16 protein-coding genes are annotated in these 18,581 nt (G+C 70.9%); 9 read left to right on the plus strand and 7 right to left on the minus strand.

Going from position 1 to position 18,581, the window contains the following annotated elements; translation table 11 throughout:
• Position 1 precedes the first annotated feature (1 nt).
• From ACRWK7_RS02975 to ACRWK7_RS02985, 3 genes are all read right to left on the minus strand, one after another.
• A complete protein-coding gene (locus tag ACRWK7_RS02975) occupies positions 2–442 on the minus strand; it encodes a PRC-barrel domain-containing protein (protein ID WP_431854683.1) in 441 nt (146 codons plus the stop codon).
• A 76-nt stretch (positions 443–518) separates the two neighbouring features.
• Complete coding sequence (locus tag ACRWK7_RS02980; RefSeq protein WP_431854684.1) at positions 519–2,390, minus strand: adenylate/guanylate cyclase domain-containing protein; 1,872 nt, start codon at positions 2,388–2,390, stop codon at positions 519–521.
• Positions 2,391–2,473: 83 nt separating this feature from the next.
• A complete protein-coding gene (locus ACRWK7_RS02985) occupies positions 2,474–3,955 on the minus strand; it encodes a M48 family metalloprotease (RefSeq protein WP_431854685.1) in 1,482 nt (493 codons plus the stop codon).
• On the opposite strand from ACRWK7_RS02985, the gene ACRWK7_RS02990 reads away from it, so the two are divergent.
• Positions 3,954–4,862 (plus strand): thermonuclease family protein, encoded by a 909-nt coding sequence (locus tag ACRWK7_RS02990; RefSeq protein WP_431854686.1) that lies wholly within the window; start codon positions 3,954–3,956, stop codon positions 4,860–4,862. The genes ACRWK7_RS02985 and ACRWK7_RS02990 overlap by 2 nt on opposite strands.
• The gene (locus tag ACRWK7_RS02995) at positions 4,859–5,674 is read left to right on the plus strand and encodes a c-type cytochrome (RefSeq protein WP_431854687.1); all 816 of its coding nucleotides are present in this window, start codon (positions 4,859–4,861) and stop codon (positions 5,672–5,674) included. The genes ACRWK7_RS02990 and ACRWK7_RS02995 overlap by 4 nt, the downstream gene beginning before the upstream one ends.
• Positions 5,675–5,676: 2 nt before the next feature.
• Here ACRWK7_RS02995 and nosD read toward each other — a convergent pair whose 3' ends face one another.
• Positions 5,677–6,921 (minus strand): nitrous oxide reductase family maturation protein NosD, encoded by a 1,245-nt coding sequence (nosD, locus tag ACRWK7_RS03000; protein WP_431854688.1) that lies wholly within the window; start codon positions 6,919–6,921, stop codon positions 5,677–5,679.
• Between the two features lie 132 nt (positions 6,922–7,053).
• On the opposite strand from nosD, the gene pip reads away from it, so the two are divergent.
• The 6 genes from pip to ACRWK7_RS03030 all read left to right on the plus strand — a co-directional run bounded on the left by pip (position 7,054) and on the right by ACRWK7_RS03030 (position 13,025).
• Positions 7,054–8,004, plus strand: a complete 951-nt coding sequence (gene pip, locus ACRWK7_RS03005) for a prolyl aminopeptidase (RefSeq protein ID WP_431854690.1) — start codon at positions 7,054–7,056, stop codon at positions 8,002–8,004.
• A 207-nt stretch (positions 8,005–8,211) separates the two neighbouring features.
• On the plus strand, positions 8,212–8,412 hold the full coding sequence (gene rpmI, locus ACRWK7_RS03010) for a 50S ribosomal protein L35 (RefSeq protein ID WP_431854691.1): 201 nt from the start codon (positions 8,212–8,214) through the stop codon (positions 8,410–8,412).
• 17 nt (positions 8,413–8,429) lie between these two features.
• Positions 8,430–8,798: a 50S ribosomal protein L20 gene (gene rplT / locus ACRWK7_RS03015; RefSeq protein ID WP_431854692.1), complete on the plus strand. Its 369-nt coding sequence runs from the start codon at positions 8,430–8,432 to the stop codon at positions 8,796–8,798.
• A gap of 88 nt (positions 8,799–8,886) precedes the next feature.
• A complete protein-coding gene (gene pheS, locus ACRWK7_RS03020; protein ID WP_431854693.1) occupies positions 8,887–9,954 on the plus strand; it encodes a phenylalanine--tRNA ligase subunit alpha in 1,068 nt (355 codons plus the stop codon).
• A gap of 16 nt (positions 9,955–9,970) precedes the next feature.
• Positions 9,971–12,364, plus strand: a complete 2,394-nt coding sequence (gene pheT, locus ACRWK7_RS03025; RefSeq protein WP_431854694.1) for a phenylalanine--tRNA ligase subunit beta — start codon at positions 9,971–9,973, stop codon at positions 12,362–12,364.
• Positions 12,365–12,635: 271 nt separating this feature from the next.
• Positions 12,636–13,025, plus strand: coding sequence for a response regulator (locus ACRWK7_RS03030; RefSeq protein ID WP_431854695.1), 390 nt, complete (start codon positions 12,636–12,638; stop codon positions 13,023–13,025).
• Between the two features lies 1 nt (position 13,026).
• On the opposite strand, the gene ACRWK7_RS03035 is transcribed toward ACRWK7_RS03030, so the two are convergent.
• The 3 genes from ACRWK7_RS03035 to ACRWK7_RS03045 all read right to left on the minus strand — a co-directional run bounded on the left by ACRWK7_RS03035 (position 13,027) and on the right by ACRWK7_RS03045 (position 16,754).
• On the minus strand, positions 13,027–14,601 hold the full coding sequence (locus ACRWK7_RS03035) for a DUF3369 domain-containing protein (RefSeq protein WP_431854696.1): 1,575 nt from the start codon (positions 14,599–14,601) through the stop codon (positions 13,027–13,029).
• Between the two features lie 103 nt (positions 14,602–14,704).
• Positions 14,705–15,655 (minus strand): SH3 domain-containing protein, encoded by a 951-nt coding sequence (locus tag ACRWK7_RS03040; protein ID WP_431854697.1) that lies wholly within the window; start codon positions 15,653–15,655, stop codon positions 14,705–14,707.
• Positions 15,656–15,872: 217 nt separating this feature from the next.
• On the minus strand, positions 15,873–16,754 hold the full coding sequence (locus tag ACRWK7_RS03045; RefSeq protein ID WP_431854698.1) for a LysR substrate-binding domain-containing protein: 882 nt from the start codon (positions 16,752–16,754) through the stop codon (positions 15,873–15,875).
• A gap of 212 nt (positions 16,755–16,966) precedes the next feature.
• Between ACRWK7_RS03045 and ACRWK7_RS03050 the strand changes: the two genes are divergently transcribed.
• Entirely contained in the window at positions 16,967–18,136 is a 1,170-nt protein-coding gene (locus ACRWK7_RS03050) for a GGDEF domain-containing protein (RefSeq protein WP_431854699.1), read from the plus strand.
• Positions 18,137–18,581 lie beyond the last annotated feature (445 nt).

Raw genomic sequence — 18,581 nt, forward strand, 5'->3', positions numbered from 1 at the left:
GTCATCTGGGCGCCGGCTCCGTCGCCCGATACCAGTTCGTCGGCTCGTGCCCCGACCCCACCACGGGACGGCTCAGCGCCACCATCCTGTCCTCCGTGCCGAGGTCCGGACGGCTGGCGACCTGCTCCGGCGTCAGGTCGCCGTTGAGCACGATGGCGTTCTGCGGCGCCGAGAAGCGCCCTTCGTCCACGCCCACCGCCACGTGCCGGCGCACCATGGTCATCGGCGCGCCGACGCCGACGATGATCTGCGCCGGCCTTCCGTCCGTTCCCTGCACCACGTCATCGACCTGCCCGACCTCGCGGCCGGTGGAGGACAGCACCTCGCGCCCCTGCAGTTCCAGCGGCGACAGATTGGTGACCGGCTGCGGGCTCATCACCTCGTAGCGGCTGGCACAGGCGCCCAGCAGAAGCAGGGCGGCAAGGGGAAGCAGGCGGCGCATCGACGGGCTCCGGGTTCGGCGTCTCACGGCCAGAGAGGGTAGGGGCGCGCCGGAGTCCGCCCATACCCATCACAGGCTACCCCAGCGCGGGCTCCTCGGCCGGCAGCGTCAGGCGCCAGACCTCCATGGTTCCGGCCCGGCCGCGCAGGCGGTGCGGGCCGAGACTCACCAACGGCGCCGCGCCGGCGCCGGCGCCGACGGTGGCGGCGCTGGCCAGCACGCTGATCTCGTCCTCACCCTGCACGCGCGACGCCAGCTCCTCGACGCGGGCGGTGACGTTTACCGTGTCGCCGACGATGGTGTAGTTGATGCGGCTGGCCGAGCCGATGTTGCCCACCACCACCGGGCCCGAGTGCAGGCCGATGCTGACGCGGATCGGCGGCTGGCCGCGTGCCGCGCGCTCCCGGTTGTCGGCGTGGATGGCGCGGGCGATGGCGTGCGCGGCGCGCAGCGCGCGGGCGGCGTGGTCGGCCTGTTCGTCCGGGGCGCCCCAGAACGCCATGATGGAATCGCCGATGAACTTGTCCACCGTGCCGTCCTCCGCCTCGATGCAGGCGGCGACCTGGGTGAAGTGGTCGTTGAGCAGCGCCGCGGTGTCCGCCGCGCCCAGATGCTCGGCCAGGCGGGAGAAGCCGCGGATGTCGGTGAACAGCACCGTCACCACCCGCTCCTCCGAGCTCAACCCGGCCGCCGTGGTGTCGCGCCGGTGCATCAGCCGCAGCACCAGCGCCTTCGGCACGTAGGTCTCGAACCATTGCAGCCCGGCGACCATGGCGTTGAAGGCGTTCGCGGCGCGGCTCAGCTCCTGGAGGTGCGAGTCCGGCAGGTCCCGCACGTTGCGGAAGTCGAAGGCGCGCACCCGGTCGGCGGCCTCGGCCAGCCGGCCGACCTGCCGGCTGATGCGCCGGCCGACCAGCAGCGCCACGGCCACCGACACCAGCAGGATGCCCAGCCCGATGATGCCGGTCTTGTAGAGCCGCTCCACCTCGCCATTCATCTGCGCGGCCGGCACGGCGATGCCGACCGTCCATTCCTGGCGGCCGTATCCGGTCATCGCGCGGGTGAGGAACAGCATGTCCTCGCCGCCGACGCGGACCATCCGGCCTTCGGCGCGGTTCTTCATGGCGCCGGCCGGCTGGCCGCGGGTGCGCAGCGCCGACAGCGCCGGATCCTGCAACTGGTCCAGGCGCGGCAGCGGCGGCCCGTCGGTCTTGGCGGAAAAGTCGAACTTCAGCACCGCCAGCGACGGGTGCGCCAGCACGTGCTCGTCATCGTACAGGACGAAGGCGTTGACGCCCTGCTCGACGTAGAGGTTCGACAGGAAACGCGACAGGTCGCCCAGCGACACCCCCACGGCCACCTGCCCGATGTAGCGGCCGTCCTTGCGCACGGGGTGGAACAGGCTGATGAAGCTGGTGCGGGCCTCCTTGCTCCACAGCGGCTCGGCCCATTGCGGGGTGCTGCGGTCGGCGCCGTTGAACACCTCCGCCGGCACGTCGGGGGCGCCGCGCAGGTTCAGCTCGTGCACGGTCAGCGCGCCGTCCTGCCGGCCGGCGCGCACGCCGGTCAGGTCGGCGGCGATGAAGGCGGCGCCGGTGACGTCCGGCGCCCCGGCCAGCGCGCCGCGCAGCGTGTCCGCCAGCCGGCCGGTGTCGGCGGGATCCAGCTCGCCGCGCTCGATCAGGCGGGCGACGAACTTCGCCATGGCGGCGGCGGGGTCGAGCTGATGGCGCACCCGCAGCTCGACGCCGGCCAGCGCCAGATCGGCCTTGTCGCTGAGCAGCGCGAAGGTGTTGCGCCCGGCGCTGACCAGCCCGAGCACCAGCACGCTCGCCACCGCCGCCAGCATCAGCGATCCGAAGCCGGCCACCAGCACCGCCGCAATGGGCAGGTGCAGCCGGCGGCGCGGGCGCGCGCTGGTGACGGAGGAATCGGCGGAGTCGGCCATGGCCGGCAAGGTATCCGCGCAATCCCGTCGGGGCAATGGCGGATGGCCGGCTTTGTCGGAATGTCACGCCGGCGTTGCGACGCCTACTGCACGATCACCTTGACCACCGGCCGGGCCTGCACCGGGGTGCCGGGTGGGAGGTCGTTGATGATGCGGAACAGCTCCTCGGCGTAGGGTTGCCCCTGCATCCGGGCGACGAAGCCCTCCACCGTGTCGCCGGGGCGCACCGGCTGGGTGCGGATGCGTTCCGGCCGGTAGCCCGCCGCCTCGCGCTGGGAGAGGCGGTGGAAGCTCCGCGCCGTCTGCTCGAACGACGCGTCATGGCGTTGCAGGCTGCCGGACGGGGCGACGAAGGTGAATTTGTAGAGCGTGTCGTTGCCGACCGAGACCACCACCAGCCGGGCGTCCACCTGCCCCTGCTCGGTCTCCGCCTGGGTGACCGCGGTGGCGGCGGGCAGGCCGTTGATGTCCAGCCGCTGCACCGCCTGCGCCCGGCCGCCCTGGAGCGCCTGCGCCAGGAACGATACGGGGTCGCGCGCCGCGGGCGAGCGGCCGCCGTCGAACAGCATGATGGCGCCGTTGGGCCCCTTGGCCGCCACCTGCTCGGCGCCGTTCAGCAGGCTGTAGCCCTGCGGCACGGTGAAGCCGATGCCGAGGGCGGGGTGCACGAAGGCGTTGCCGCGGACGAAGCCGTTCTCCGGGCTGTCGCCCCAGATGGTGTTCTCCATGGCGGCCATGTAGGGCTGGACCGGTCGGTCACCGCGCGGCACCTTGCGCGCCAAGTCCGCGGCGTGCTGCACGCGGTCCTCGGTCTGCGGGTGGCTGGCCATCATGTCGAAGCCTTCGCTCTTCTTCTTGCCGCTCTTCAGCGCCTCGTACTGGCTGTAGCGGTTCATGGTCTCCAGGAAGGTCGCCATTGCCATGGGATCATAGCCGGCGGCCTGAAGGAGGCGCACGCCGACCTCGTCGGCCTCGGTTTCCTGCCGGCGTGAGTAGCTGGCGATGTAGAGGTTGGAGCCCATGCCCAGCACCTGCGCGATCTCGGGGCTGCCGAGCACCGCGCCCACCCCCATCGCCAGCAGCCCGGCCAGAGTCGAGCGGTTCACGCGTTCGCTGGAGTGGTGTTCCAGCACGTGGCCCATCTCGTGCGCCATGACGCCGGCGACCTCCGCCTCGTCCTTGGCGAGCGCCATCAGGCCGCGCGTCAGGTGAACGTAGCCGCCGGGCAGCGCGAAGGCGTTGACCACGTCGCTGTCCAGCACAGTGAACGACCAGGGCACGTTCGTTCCCGCCGCCTGCGCCAGACGGCGGCCGATGGACTGGACGAAGGCGTTGAGCTTGGGGTCGCGGTACTCGCCCCCGTACTGCTGGACCAGCTTTGGGTGCTCCTGCGCGCCCAGCGCCTCCTCCTGCGATTGGGCGGGGGCGGAGCCGCTCCACGCGAGGAGCGAGACGGCGGTCAGGAAACTCACGATCCGGTTGCGGCGGAACGGCATGGCGGGCATACCCTGATGGGTGATTCCAACGACGGTGAACCGCGCTGCGCCGCGGATTGTTCCGCCCATGCTTGTCCGTCTTCTCGTGGTGCTCTCCGCGCTGCTGCTGGCGGCCGCCGCGCCGGCCGACCGCTTGGCGTCGGCCGGGCGCGGGCGTGTGGCGGCGGTGCTGGACGGCGACACATTCGACCTCGACGACGGCCGGCGCGTGCGGCTTGCCGGCATCGAGGCCGCCAAGCCGCCGCCGGGCCGCGAGCAGGAGCGGCGCTGGCCGCTGGCAGAAGCGGCGACGCGGGCGCTCAAGGATCTCGCGCAGGGGCGCACGGTCGAGCTGCGCGGCGCCGGGGTGGAGGACCGCTACGGCCGGCTTCTGGTCCACGCGGTGCGTGAGGACGGGCTGTGGCTTCAGGGCGAACTGCTGAAGCGCGGCCACGCCCGCGTGCTGACCCGGCCGGACGCCCGCGATCTCGCGCCCGAGATGCTGGTCTTGGAGGCGGAGGCGCGCGCGGCGAAGCGCGGCGTCTGGAGCACGCGGGTCTACGCGGTGCGGAGCGCCGACGACCTCGACCGGCTGCGGCGCGACCGTGACAGCGTGCAGTTGGTCGAGGGGCGGGTTGTGAAGGCCAGCAAGGTGAAGGGGCAGGTCTACCTGAACTTCGGCGAGGACTGGCGCAGCGACGTCTCGGTGCACGTCGGGCGCGACGCGCTGAAGCTGTTCGCGCGGGTCGGGCTGGACCCGCTGGCGCTGGAAGGGGCGATCGTTCGTGTGCGAGGATGGGTCTCGCAGCGCAACGGGCCGATGATCGAGGCGACGCACCCGGAGCAGGTGGAGGTGGTGGAGGCCGCTGGCCCCCTCCCTAACCCTCCCCCTCTGCGAGGTGGAGGGAACTCCGCCGCTCCGCCCCCTCCACCGCAACGCGGGGGAGGGATGGGGAGGGGGCAGGACGACCAACCAATCGAGGAGGACACCGAATGATCGCACGCGTGCTGGCCGTCCTGCTGACTCTCCTGGCACTTCCCGCGTCGGCGGAGCCGGCGCTGACCGTGGCCGTCGGCGGGCCTGAGCGCGTGTACACCCCCTCCGCCCTGCTCGCGCGCCCGGACGCGGTGACCATCGCCGTGCCGAAGGACGCCTCCTATGGCCGCGCCATGACCTACCGGGCGGTGCCGCTGCGGGCGCTGGTGGCGGCGGACGCGCTGCCGCGCGACGGGGTGCTGGAGGCGGTGGCGTCCGACGGCTTCGTCGCCCACCTGCCGGGCGCGCTGCTGGCGCAGACCGCCGGCGCCGAGCCCTACCTCGCCGTTGAGCCGCCGGACGCGCCCTGGCCGCCGCTGCCGGGCAAGGGCGTGTCGGCGGGGCCGTTCTACGTGGTGTGGCTGAAGCCCGAGGCGTCCGGCATCTCGTCCGAGCAGTGGCCCTATCAGGTTGCCCGCCTGCTCAGCGCCGATTCGCCGCTGGCGCGCTGGCCGGCGCTGGGCGTGGCGGAGACGCTGCCGGCCGACGATCCGGCGCGCGTCGGTCAGGCGCTGTTCCTGACCAACTGCCTGCCGTGCCACACGCTGAACGGCGGGGGCGGGGCCAACGTCGGGCCGGACCTCAACCGGCCGATGAACCCGACCGAGTACCTGAAGCCCGAGGCGCTGACGAAACTGATCCGCGACCCGGCCTCGGTGCGCAGCTGGCCGGAGCAGCGCATGCCCGCCTTCGCCGAAGCGGCGCTGAGCGACGCCGACCTCGACCGACTCGTCGCCTATCTCCAGCACATGGCCGGGCGGAAGGCGAAGTAGCGTCAGGAGGCGCCGGCCACCGGGCGCACCGCGGGGGCGGTCTCGCGCATCAGCAGGCGCGGGCTCCCGAAGGGCGCCAGCCGCTCCATGAAGTCCAGCATCTCCAGCATCGGCGAGGCGCGGAAGAACTGCGTCACCGGCAGGTCCATCCACAGCCGGTCGGCGTGGGCGTAGACCTCGAACGGGCTGTCGCCGACGCCGTTGCCGTCGCGGTCGAAGCCCTCGTAGGTATCCCAATGGTTGCCGGCCCACTCGTGCCGCAGGGCGGAGCCGCCGCCCTCCACCGCCACCGCGCCGAAGTTGCCGAGGAAGTCGTTGCCGCGGATGCGGTTGCCCTCGCCGTCGCTGTGGAAGCGCACGGCGATGCCGTTGTAGGCGACGCGGTTGCCTTCGATGGTGTTGGGCGCTTCCGGGTCGTTGGGGGAGACGTCGATGTACAGGCCGGTGGCGTTGGCGAGCACCTCGTTGCCGGCCACGGTGATGGAGTCCGACTCCTTCAGCCCGATGCCGATTCCCCCGATTCCGCCCCCGGGCGCCCCGCCGCTGCGCGCGATGCGGTTGCCGCGGATCTGGATGCCCTCGCTGTGGATGGCGAAGATGCCGACCATGTTGCGCTCCAGCACGTTGCGCTCCGCCACGTTGTGCTTGGCGTGCATGAAGCGCAGACCGTAACGCCCGCCGGTCGACCGGTTGCCGACGATGCGGTTGTTGTTGGAGTACCAGACCGACAGGTCGCGCGTGCCGACCGCGACGTTGTCCTGCACGACGTTGTCCATGCTGTACCACAGCCGGATGGCGTCGCCGCGCTCCGCCGGGTCGTCGTCGCGGGCGTCGAAGCGGTTGCGGCGGACCACGGAGTGGTCGGCCTGCTGCAGGTTCACCCCGAACAGGCAGTCCTCGAAGACGTTGTCCTTGATGATGTGGTAGCGCCCGCGCACCAGGATTCCGGAGTCCAGCAGGTCCTGCTGCCGGCCGGAGTTGACGACGCGCAGGTTCTGCACGGTGACGCCGGTGCCCTCCAGGCTCAGGATCGTTCCGCTGCCGCCGCCGTCCAGCGTCGCGCGGCCGCTGCCGTCCAGCGTCATCGGGCGGGCGATCACCGCCGGGCCGGCGTAGGTGCCGGGCTCCAGCACCAGGGTGCCGCCGGGCGGGGTGGCGTCGATCAGCGGCTGCAGCGGGCGTGGCGCCGCCTGCGCCGTGCCGGCGAGCAGGAGGGCGAGCAGGAGGGGAAGAATGCGCGAGGTCATGCGCGCATTCTTCGCCCCGGACGTTCGTCGGGGCAAGAGACCTCTGTGTGCGAACGGCGCACCCCGCCCAAACGTCTTGGCGGGGCGGGTGTGCACGCCCTACACTCCCTGGCCCGATCACAGGACCCGTTCATGCCGCGCAGCGAGCTTTTCCCGCCCATCGATCCCTACGCCACCGGCCGCATGGCGGTGGACGACATCCACACCGTCTATTGGGAGCAGTGCGGCAACCCGCGCGGTGTGCCGGTGGTGTTCCTGCACGGCGGGCCGGGCGCGGGGGCGTCACCGACGCACCGGCGCTTCTTCGACCCGCAGCACTATCGCATCGTCATCATGGACCAGCGCGGCGCCGGCCGCTCGACTCCGCTGGGCGAGGTGCGGCGCAACGACACCGACCTGCTGATCGAGGACCTTGAGAGGCTGCGCCGCCATCTGGGGGTCGAGCGCTGGCACCTGTTCGGCGGCTCCTGGGGCTCGACGCTGGCGCTGGCGTACGCGCAGGCGCATCCGGAGCGCTGCCTGGGCCTGATGCTGCGCGGCATCTTCCTGATGCGCAAGCAGGAGATCGACTGGTTCCTCTACCAGATGAAGGTGATCTTCCCCGAGGCGTGGCAGTCCTTCATCAACCACATCCCCCCGGCGGAGCGCGATGATCTGCTGGAGGCCTACTGGCGCCGCCTGGACGCCCGCGAGCCGGCGGTGCGCATGGCCGCGGCGCGGGCCTGGAGCATCTACGAGGGGGCCTGCTCCTCGCTGCTGCCGTCGCCGGAGCTGATCGCGGCCAGCGGCGAGGACAACCACGCGCTGGGCCTCGCCCGCATCGAGGCGCACTATTTCCGCGCCAACCGCTTCACGCCGGAGGACCGGCTGCTGCGCGACCTGCCGCGCATCCGCCATCTGCCGGCGGTGATCGTGCAGGGCCGCTACGACATCGTCTGCCCGATCAGCTCGGCCGATGAACTGCACCGCGCGTGGCCCGAGGCCGACTACCGCATCGTCGCCGACGCCGGGCATTCCGCCATGGAGCCGGGTATCCGCGCGGCTCTGGTGCAGGCGACGGAGCGCTTCAAGGATGTGCGGTAGGGGTGGGGGCGCTTGTCTGCGGCTCAAGGCGCCACTCGCTCCTCGTGCAGGAAATATGCGCATGACGGCCATTTCCCGCCACCGCTCCCCCTTGCTTTGACGGGGTCGCCCGCGTATAACGCGCGCTCCACATGGCGGCGAGGCCGGGCTGTGCGCCCGGGGCATGCCCAACCGCCATCATTCGAACCCTTAAACCAAGGATCGAAAATGCCCAAGCTGAAGACCAAGAGCGGCGCCAAGAAGCGCTTCAAGCTGACCGCCTCCGGCAAGGTGCGCGCGCAGGCGGCTTACAAGCGCCACTGCCTGACGGCCAAGGGCCCGAAGATGAAGCGCAAGGCGCGCGGCATGATGACGCTGTGCGAGGCCAACGGCCGCACGGTGATCAAGAACTGGCTGCGCAACGCCTGATCGGAAGGACCTGACCTATGGCTCGTGTTAAGCGCGGCGTCACCACCCACGCCCGTCACCGCAAGATCCTGAAGCTCGCCAAGGGCTACCGGGGTCGCAACTCCACCAATTTCCGCATCGCGATCGAGAAGGTCGAGAAGGCGCTCCGCTACGCCTACCGCGACCGCCGCAACAAGAAGCGCGATTTCCGCGGCCTGTGGATCCAGCGCATCAACGCCGGCGTCCGCCAGTACGGCCTGACCTACTCGCGCTTCATCAACGGCATCAAGCTCGCCGGCATCGAGATGGACCGCAAGGTCATGTCCGACCTCGCCGCGCGCGAGCCGGAGGCGTTTAAGGCCCTGGTCGACCAGGCCCAGGCCGCTCTCTCCGCCAAGGCCGCCTGATCCGCCTTCAGCGGATCACCGCGCCTCACAGACAAGGGGAGCCGCGCCTACGGGCCGGCTCCCCTTTTTTCTTCTCTCGGGGTTACTCATGCCGGACGCGCTGAAGAACGAACTGCTGCAGCTGGTCACCGACGCGCCCGACCTCGCCGCGCTGGAAGAGGTGCGGGTCGCGGCGCTGGGCAAGAAGGGCCGCATCACCGGCCTGATGAAGGAGCTGGGCGGCCTGTCGCCGGACGAGCGGCGCGAGCGCGGCGCGGCGCTGAACCTGCTGAAGGACGAGATCGCCGCCGCCATCGACGCGCGCAAGGCCGACCTCAACACCGCGCACCTGAAGGCCAAGCTGGAGGCCGAGCGGATCGACGTGACGCTGCCGGTGCGCCCGGAGGTCGAGGGCCGCATCCACCCGATCAGCCAGACGATCGATGAAATCGTTGCCATCTTCGCCGAGATGGGCTTCACGGTCGCCGAGGGGCCGGACGTCGAGGACGACTTCCACAATTTCACGGCGCTGAACTTCCCGCCCGGCCATCCGGCGCGCGACATGCACGACACCTTCTACCTGCCGGATGCAGGCGACAAGAAGATGCTGCTGCGCACGCACACCTCGCCGGTGCAGGTGCGCACGATGCTCGGCAAGAAGCCGCCGATCCGCGTCATCATCCCCGGCCGCACCTTCCGGTCCGACTACGACATGACCCACACGCCCATGTTCCACCAGGTGGAGGGGCTGGTCATCGACGAGACGACCAACATGGGGCACCTGAAGGGCTGCCTGGTCGATTTCTGCCGCGCCTTCTTCGACGTGGACGACCTGCCGCTGCGCTTCCGCCCGAGCTTCTTCCCCTTCACCGAGCCGTCGGCGGAGGTGGACATCGGCTGCTCGCGCAAGGGCGGCGAGCTGAAGCTCGGCAACTTCGGCGACTGGCTGGAGATCCTCGGCTGCGGCATGGTGCACCCGAACGTGCTGGAGGCCTGCGGCGTCGATTCCACGCGCTACCAGGGCTTCGCCTTCGGCATGGGCATCGAGCGCATCGCCATGCTGAAGTACGGCATCCCCGACCTGCGCACCTTCTTCGAGGCCGACCTGCGCTGGCTGAAGCACTACGGCTTCGTGCCGCTCGACGTGCCGTCGCTCGCCTCTGGCCTGACCCGCTGATCCAGGAGCCGGACCCATGAAGTTCACCCTGTCCTGGCTGAAGGACCACCTCGACACCGACGCTTCGCTGGAGCGCATCGTCGAGACGCTGACCAGCCTCGGCCTCGAGGTCGAGAGCGTGCATGACCGCTCCAAGGAGCTGGCGGCCTTCCGCATCGCCCACGTGGTCTCCGCCGAGAAGCACCCGGACGCCGACAAGCTGCGCGTGCTGGTCGTCGATACCGGCTCCGCGAAGGTGCAGGTCGTCTGCGGCGCCCCCAACGCGCGTGCCGGCCTGAAGGGCGTGTTCGCCACCGAGGGCACCTACATCCCCGGCTCCGACATCACGCTGAAGAAAGGCGTGATCCGCGGCGTCGAGTCCCAGGGCATGATGTGCTCGGAGCGCGAGCTGAAGCTCTCCGACGAGCACAACGGCATCATCGAGCTGCCGGAGGACGCGCCCGTCGGCGCCTCCTTCGCCGAGTACGCCGGCCTCAACGACCCGGTCATCGACATTAGCCTGACGCCCGACCGCGCCGACTGCGCCGGCGTGCGCGGCATCGCCCGCGACCTCGCCGCCGCCGGCCTGGGCACGCTGAAGCCGCTCGCCGCCGAGCCGGTGAAGGGCGCCTTCAAGAGCCCATTCGACGTCCGGATCGAGCGCACCGACGCCTGCCCGATGTTCGTCGGCCGCTATATCCGCGGCGTGAAGAACGGCCCGTCGCCGAAGTGGCTGCAGGACAAGCTGCTGGCCATCGGGCTGCGGCCGATCTCGGCGCTGGTGGACATCACCAACTACCTGACCTTCGACCTCGCCCGCCCGCTGCACGTCTTCGACGCCGACAAGGTGCACGGCGGCATCGTCGTGCGCATGGGCCGTCCCGGCGAGACGCTCCAGGCGCTGAACGGCAAGGCGTACGAGCTGGACGGAGAGATGACCGTTGTCGCCGACCATGAGAAGGCCGAGGCGCTGGCCGGCATCGTCGGCGGCGAGGAGACCGGCTGCACCGAGACGACGGTCAACGTCTTCCTGGAAGCCGCGCTGTTCGACCCGACCCGCACCGCGCACACCGGCCGCCGCCTGGGCATCGACAGCGACGCCCGCTATCGCTTCGAGCGCGGCGTCGATCCGGCCGCCGTGCTGCCGGGCGCCGAGCGCGCCACCCGCCTGATCCTGGATCTGTGCGGCGGCGAGCCCTCGGAACTGGTGGTCGCCGGGCAGGAGCCGGAGTGGCGCCGCACGCTGACCCTGCGCCACGGCCGCGTCCTCGGCCTCGGCGGCGTCGACGTGCCGGTCGCCGAGCAGCACCGCATCCTGGAGGCGCTGGGCTTCCGCACGGTCGAAAAGCAGGACGACCGCACCACCGTCGAGGTGCCGTCCTGGCGCGCCGACGTGCAGGGCGAGGCGGACCTCGTCGAGGAGGTGCTGCGCGTCCACGGCTACGACGCCATCCCGGCGACCCCGATGGAGCGCGACAGCACCGTGGCCAAGCCGGCGCTCACCGCCGGCCAGCGCCGCGCCGTCACCGCCAAGCGCACCCTGGCGGCGCGCGGCCTGTTCGAGGCGGTGACGTGGTCGTTCATGCCGTCCGAAGTGGCCGGGCTGTTCGGTGACCTCGATCCGGGGCTGCGGCTGGTCAACCCGATCAGCGCCGATCTGGACGTCATGCGGCCGTCGATCCTGCCGAACCTGATCCAGGCGGCGGGGCGCAACGCCGACCGCGGCTTCCCGGATGTCGGCCTGTTCGAGGTCGGTCCGGCCTACCGCGACCCGACGCCGAAGGGGCAGGACCTCGTGGCGGCCGGCGTGCGCGCCGGCAGCGCGGTGCCGCGCCACTGGGCGGAGAAAGCCCGGCCGGTGGACGCCTACGACGCCAAGGCCGACGCGCTGGCGGTGCTGGAGGCCGCCGGGGCGCCGACCGCCAACCTGCAGGTCACCACCGACGCCCCGGGCTGGTACCACCCCGGCCGCTCGGGCGTTCTGCGCCTCGGCCCCACGGTGCTGGCGCGCTTCGGCGAACTGCACCCGTCGGTGCTCGACACGCTGAAGGTGAAGGGCCCGGCGGTCGGCTTCGAGGTCTTCCTCGACGCCGTGCCGCAGCCCAAGAAGAAGGGCGGGACGGCCAAGCCGCTGCTCCAGCTCTCGCCGTTCCAGCCGGTCGAGCGCGATTTCGCCTTCGTGGTGGACGCCGGCGTCGAGGCCGACAAGATCGTCCGCGCCGCCAAGGGCGCCGACAAGGCGTTGATCAAGGACGTCGGCGTGTTCGACGTCTACCAGGGCGCCGGCGTCGGCGAGGGGCGGAAATCGGTGGCGGTGTCGGTCACCCTGCAGCCCACCGACCGCACGCTGACCGAGGAGGACATCGAGGCCATCGGCCAGAAGATCGTCGCCGCGGTCGCCAAGGCGACGGGCGGCAGCTTGCGCGCCTGATGCAGGGCCATGGACGCCGGCCTTTACCGGCGTCCATGGCCCGCATTGGTCGCACTGTTTTGCAGCATATGCAGTTTTGCCGGGTTGAGACGCTGTCGCCGCTCCGATAAAGCGGAAGAGTGGGCATCGATGTTGTGTTGCGGCGCACGCGGCCTTTCTGCAGAATTTCGGTGATATTTTCCGCATATCTGTGGTTTTTATTTGCCCTGTTTTGGCTGTGTCGATCAGCGTAGAAGGGCGATGCTCTGGTAACGGGTGGGATGAAGAAGGCATGACCGCATCGGAAGCGCACGGCCGGCTGATCGTGGTCGTCGATGACGACCCGTCGATCGTCGAAGGCTTGGCGATGGTCCTGGAGGCCTGGGACTTCCAGGTGTTCACGGCGCTGACCGTGGACGATCTGGCGCGCCGTCTGGCCGACATGCCGGGAGTACCCGGGCTGGTGCTCGCCGACCATTTCCTGCCGGGCAACCGCACCGGCGCGGAGGCGGTCGAGCTGGTGCGCGGCCACGTCGGCAGCCCGGTGCCGGCCATCATCCTGACCGGCGACACCACCCCCGAGCGCCAGGCCGAAGCCGCCGCGGCGGGCTACCGCCTGCTGCACAAGCCGGTGCAGGTGCCGGCGCTGCGCGCGGCGGTGGAAGAGCTGTTCCGGGGCTGAGCTAGACCCGCGCCACCTCGTCGGCCACGGCCAGGAACGCGTCGACCACGGTGGGGTCGAAGCGGGTGCCGCTGCCCTTCCGGATTTCCGCCACCGCCGCCTCGTGGCCGAGCGCCGGCCGGTGCGGGCGGGGGGAGGTCATGGCGTCGTAGGCGTCGGCCACCGCGGCGATGCGCGCCGCCAGCGGGATGACGTCGCCCTTCAGGCGGTCCGGGTAGCCGGTGCCGTCCCAGTTCTCGTGGTGGTGGCGGGCGATCTCCATGCCCAGGTGCAGGTAGGTGCGGCTCTCCGCGACCGGCGTCGCGCGCTCCAGCAGCTTGCCGCCGGCCAGCGTGTGGGCGCGCATGGCCTCGTGCTCGTGGGCTTCCAGCGGGCCGGGCTTGCCGAGGATCTCGGGGTCAACCATGGCGTTGCCGACATCGTGCATGACGCAGGCGAGGCCCACCGTCTCCAGGAACGGCTCGTCCAGCAGGGCGCGGTGGTGGCCGTCCGCGTGCAGGCGCCGGGCGACGCGTTCGGCCACCGCGGCGATGCGCAGGGTCGGTTCCACCCGCTCGCCGTGGCCGCGCTCGGCGATGTTGGCGAGGAGGGCCAGCGTGCCCTCCTGCGCCCGGCGCAGCTGCTCGTATAGGAACAGGTTGTCGAAGCCGACCGAGATCTTGCCGCAGAACAGCTCGATCAGGTCGCGGTCCAGCTCGGACAGCGGCCGGTCGGAGCGCAGGTAGACGACGTTCTCGCGGTCGTTCGGCGTGCGGATGTAGAGCGTGCAGTGGTCCGGCTCGTAGGAGTTCCGCCGCTTCTCCAGGCAGTCCAGCACGGATGCCAGGACGCCCGGCTCGATGTGCTCGGTCGCCGGCTCGTTGATCAGCGATTCGAAACGGCCGGAGCCGGCCAGCACGTACAGCCCATCCTCGGTGCGGCCGAAGACACGGCCGCGCTGGACGCACAGGATGGCGTCCGGCCCGACGCCGAGGATGGCCGAGAGCTGCGTCAGCACGCCGGCGGCGAACAGCTTCATCGAGCGCGCCTTGAACAGCGACGACGACGCCTCGATGATCTTGACCAGGCCGCGCCGGTTGGTCTCGATCGCCATGATGTCTTCGTAGCTGCGCAGCGCCGCCACCGTGGTGGTGAAGAGCTGCTGCGCGGTCAGTTGCGTCTTGGCCTTGTAGTCGTTGATGTCGTAGTCGAGGATCACCGCCCGCTCCGGCGCCTGTCCCGGCTGGCCGGTGCGCAGGATGATGCGCACGTGGCGGTTCTTCAGCTCCTCGCGGATGTGGTGGACCAGCTTGAGGCCGGCGTCGTCGGTCTCCATCACCACGTCGAGCAGGATGATGGCGATGTCCTCCTCGCGCGCCAGCACCTCACGCGCCTCGGCCGCGGAGTAGGCGGAGAGGAACTGCGCCGGGCGGCCCTTGTAGGAGAAATCGGCCAGGACGAGCTTGGTGATCGAGTGGACCTCCGGCTCGTCATCGACGATCAGCATCTTCCAGCGGGGCGACGTGGTCGGCGACGGGGGATCGGACTTCGCGTCCTGGTCGTCGAAAAACAGCAGATCGTCGTCGGCGCTGGTCATGTCGGAGGCTCTCTCCGGTCCGTGTTGCAGGGCACACTAGCACGGCACGCGGCGCGGTCCCAAGCCGCATGCCCCCACACTTTGGGAGCAAATCGTTAAAAAGTTAAAATGCTTCCAGCTCAATTACCGAACAATCGCGGCCGCGCTGCGCCAGCGTGCTGCACGCCGTGTCGATCTGCAGGCGGGAGAACGGGCCGATCGCCATGGTCCAGCTCACCCGCCCCTCGCGGAACACCGGCCAGACCATGGCCGGGCGCTCGCGGTACTGGGTGCCGGGGCCGCCGGTGAACTCGCCCCAGGCGCGCAGGCCCTCGGCGTAGCTGAGATACTCGCCCAGCTTCACCGCGTAGACCGGGCCGCTGGGCAGCGCCGGCTCGCCCGGCAGCGGGTAGGGCGAGGCGACGCCGAGGAAGCCGTCCAGGTCGGCCACCACCTTGCCGCGGCCGGGCACCGACAGCTCGGCCCGACCCTGCTCGATGCCGGACAGCGCGACGACGTGCCCCTTCTTGAGGGTGAAGCCGACGCGCTTGCGGGCGTCCAGCACCTCGGTGGCGCGCACCGCGCGGGTGGCGACGAGGTAGCCGGCCATCGGGGCGGGCGCCGCCGCCTCCCACGCCGCGCGCGGCACCAGCGCGCCGACGCCGCGCCGCGGCAGGTCGGGCGCGGCCTTGCCGCCCTTGTCCGCCGTCCCGGCCTTGGGGGGCGGCGGGGCGACCGGCATCGGGCGCGGCACGTAGACGGGGTCGAGCGAGTCCGCAGGCACGTAGCCGACCGGCTGGCCTCCGATGGCGATCTGCGTCCAGGTGGTGCCGCGCGGCGTGCCCAGCGCGTTGATGGCCCGGCCGCTCTTCATGGTCATGATGATGCGGGCGTCCTGGTTGGGGCCGATGCGCACCTCGACGTCGCGGTTGAGCACCACCGGGCCCTCCAGCGGCGCGCCGATGGCGACCGGGCTCTGCGCGCGGGCCACCCCGACGGCCCCGACGGCCCCGACGGCGACGAGCGCCAGCAGCGCCGCCACCCACAGGATTGAGAAACGCCCGACCGCCGCCATGCCCGATATCCCCTGAATCACGGCGGCATTCTGCCCCGCTTCCCACGTTCGGGGCAACCCGCCGGGAGGGGTGGCGGCGTGTGGAACACTATGAAACACCGTGGAACATTGTGCGCGGGGTGTTCAGTTCACCATCCGGCTCGCGTCCACCCTAAGAGACAACAATCCTATCGAGGATCGGCGTCCTTGTCCAGCGCCGCGAGCGGGGCGTCGGCGCTCAGCCGGCGCGCAGCAGGTCGTGGATGGCGTCGGCCAGAGTGCGCACCGGGGCCGAGGTGGCGCCGGGGGCGCGGTGCAGCGCGATGTCCACCAGCGGCAGCTCCGGAAAACCGTCGGCCAGTGTCAGCACGCGCAGCGACGGCGGGACGGTGCACGCCTCCATGGCCGTTAGCCCCAGCCCGCCGAGCACCGCGCCGTGCACGGCGACCACGCTCTTCGAGGTGAAGGCGACCCGCCACGCCCGGCCCATGCCCTCCAGCGCCGCCACCGCGAGGTCGCGCACCACGCAGCCCTTGGGGAACAGAGCCAGCGGCAGCGGGTCCAGCGCCTCGATCCCTCCATTGGGACCGCCATTCGGACCCGAAGCGGGCGGGGCGACCCACAGCACCGGCTCGGCCCGCACCCGCTCGCCGGCCGGGTCGTCGGCGCGGCGGGTGACCAGCGCCAGGTCGTAGCGGCCCTTCTCGATCTCGGCGACGAGGTCGGGGCTGTTGTCGCACACCACCTCGACGGTGATGCCGGGGTGGGCGGCGGCGAAGCGCGCCAGCACGTCGGGCAGCAGCATGGTGGCGTAGTCGTCGGGGGTGCCGATGCGCACGGAGGCCGGCGCGGCGCCGTGCCGCAGAGTCGCCACCGCCTCGTCGTTGAGGGTGAGCATGCGGCGTGCGTAGGCCAGCAGCACCTCGCCGTCGCCGGTGAGGCGCACGCCCTTGGTGTCGCGTTCGAACACGCGCTTGCCGACGACCTCCTCCAGGCGCTTGACCTGCTGGCTGACGGCGGCCTGGGTGCGGAACAGCGCATCGGCGGCGCGGGTGAAGCTGCGCGCGTCGGCCACGGCGACGAAGGCGCGCAGAAGGTCGGTGTCGAGGTTGGCGGCCATGCGGGCCATTCAAGCAGAGCGCGGGCTGGGCGGCAACGGCATCGGGGGCGGAGGTGCGGCCATGAACACCGGGCGTTTCATCCGGATCCGCCGTGCATCCTGGAAAGATGCCCGCCGCGGGTCGCAAAACCGCGGGCGGAGAATACTCTCATATGGTACGCGTACCAAGGCGCCCGCCGGTGCGCACGACGAGGCCGACCGCCAGGACACCCATGCCGCTGGACACCCGCACGCTCATCGTCGTCTCGCTGCTGACCGCGGCGGTCATCGGGCTGGTGCTGCTGATGACGTGGTCGATCAACCGCTCGATGTCGGCGCTGCGCTACTGGTCGGCCGCGTTCATGTTCTACGCCGCCGGTCTGGCCGAGCTGGCGTTGCGCGGCGAGGGGCCGGTGCAGGCGTGGAACGTGCTGGGCGTGACGCTGCTGGGGACCGCCCACCTGTTCGTCCTGTTCGGCTCGCGCAGCCTGTCCGGCAAGAGCGTGCCATGGCGGCCGGGGGCGCTGGGGCTGGCCGCGCTGGTCGCCGCGTGGTTCTATTTCCTGCTGGTCGAGCCGGACTTCTCGAACCGCTACGCGGCGTACGGCCTGTTCACCGTCGCCACCGCCGGGCTGTCCAGCATCGAGCTGTTCCGCGCCCGGCGGGACGGCTGGGTGTCCGCCCTCACCGTGCTGGCGGCGCTGTACGGGCTGGTCGCCGCGGTCAACGGGGTGCGCGTGGCCTACCTGCTGACCGTCGGCACGGGGCACCGCGTGCTCGACACCGGCCCCACGCAGACGATGCAGTTCCTGTACGCCAACATGCTGCTGGTGACCGTGGGCATCTGCATGGCGGTGGTGTCCACCGAGCATCTGCAGAACGAACTGCGCCGCTCCGCCACCTACGACCGCCTGACCGGGGTGTTCAACCGCGGCGCCTTCGTCGATCTGGCGGAGAAGGAGTTCGCCCGCTGGCGGCGCTCGGGCGGGGCCTTCTCGATCCTGCTGATGGACATCGACCACTTCAAGCGGGTCAACGACACCTTCGGCCACGCGGTCGGCGACGCCATGCTGGCGGCCTTCGCCCGCCGCTGCGCCGGCCACCTGCGCGAGGGCGACCTGCTGGGCCGCTACGGCGGCGAGGAGTTCTGCGCCCTGCTGCCCGGCGCCAACCGGCAGCAGGCGGCGGCCGTGGCGGAACGCCTGCGCCGCGACGTGGCGTCGATGGCGATCGAACACCAGGGTACGGTGCTGTCGATCAGCGTCAGCATCGGCGTGGCGGAGGTCGACGCGTCCACTCCCGACCTCGACAGCATGGTCGCCTGCGCCGACACCGCGCTCTACCGCGCCAAGCGGGGCGGCCGCAACTGCGTGATGGTGACCGAGCCGGCGCTGGCCGTGTGATGCGGCCGGTGCATCACGGATCGTGATGACGCCATAAAACCTATTCGTTTCAAACGGATCGCCGGAACCGGCAGGGTGGGGCCCTGACGATGGAGGCGGCGATGACGCTGTTCGGGGCGATGCAGGCGGTGGTGTGCGAGGCGGGGAGGGTCGAGGGGCCGCGGGAGGACCTGACGGTGGCGAGAGGCGCCGCCTCTCGCGCTCTCCGCCAAGGGCCGGAGGCCCTTGGATCCCGGAGCATGGTGGGATACGCGGCGAACGATCCGAAGGATGGCGGGTAGCCGGCCCGTCCGTTGACGCCCGCGGCTATCCGGGGAAAAGGGTGCCGTTGCAGTTCTTTGCTTCTCCCAACCGTCATCCCCGCGAAAGCGGGGATCCAGGAGAGTTGGCAAGGGGTTGATTTCCCAAGGTTCTCTGGATCCCCGCTTTCGCGGGGATGACGAAA

Source organism: Azospirillum sp., from assembly GCF_050789165.1.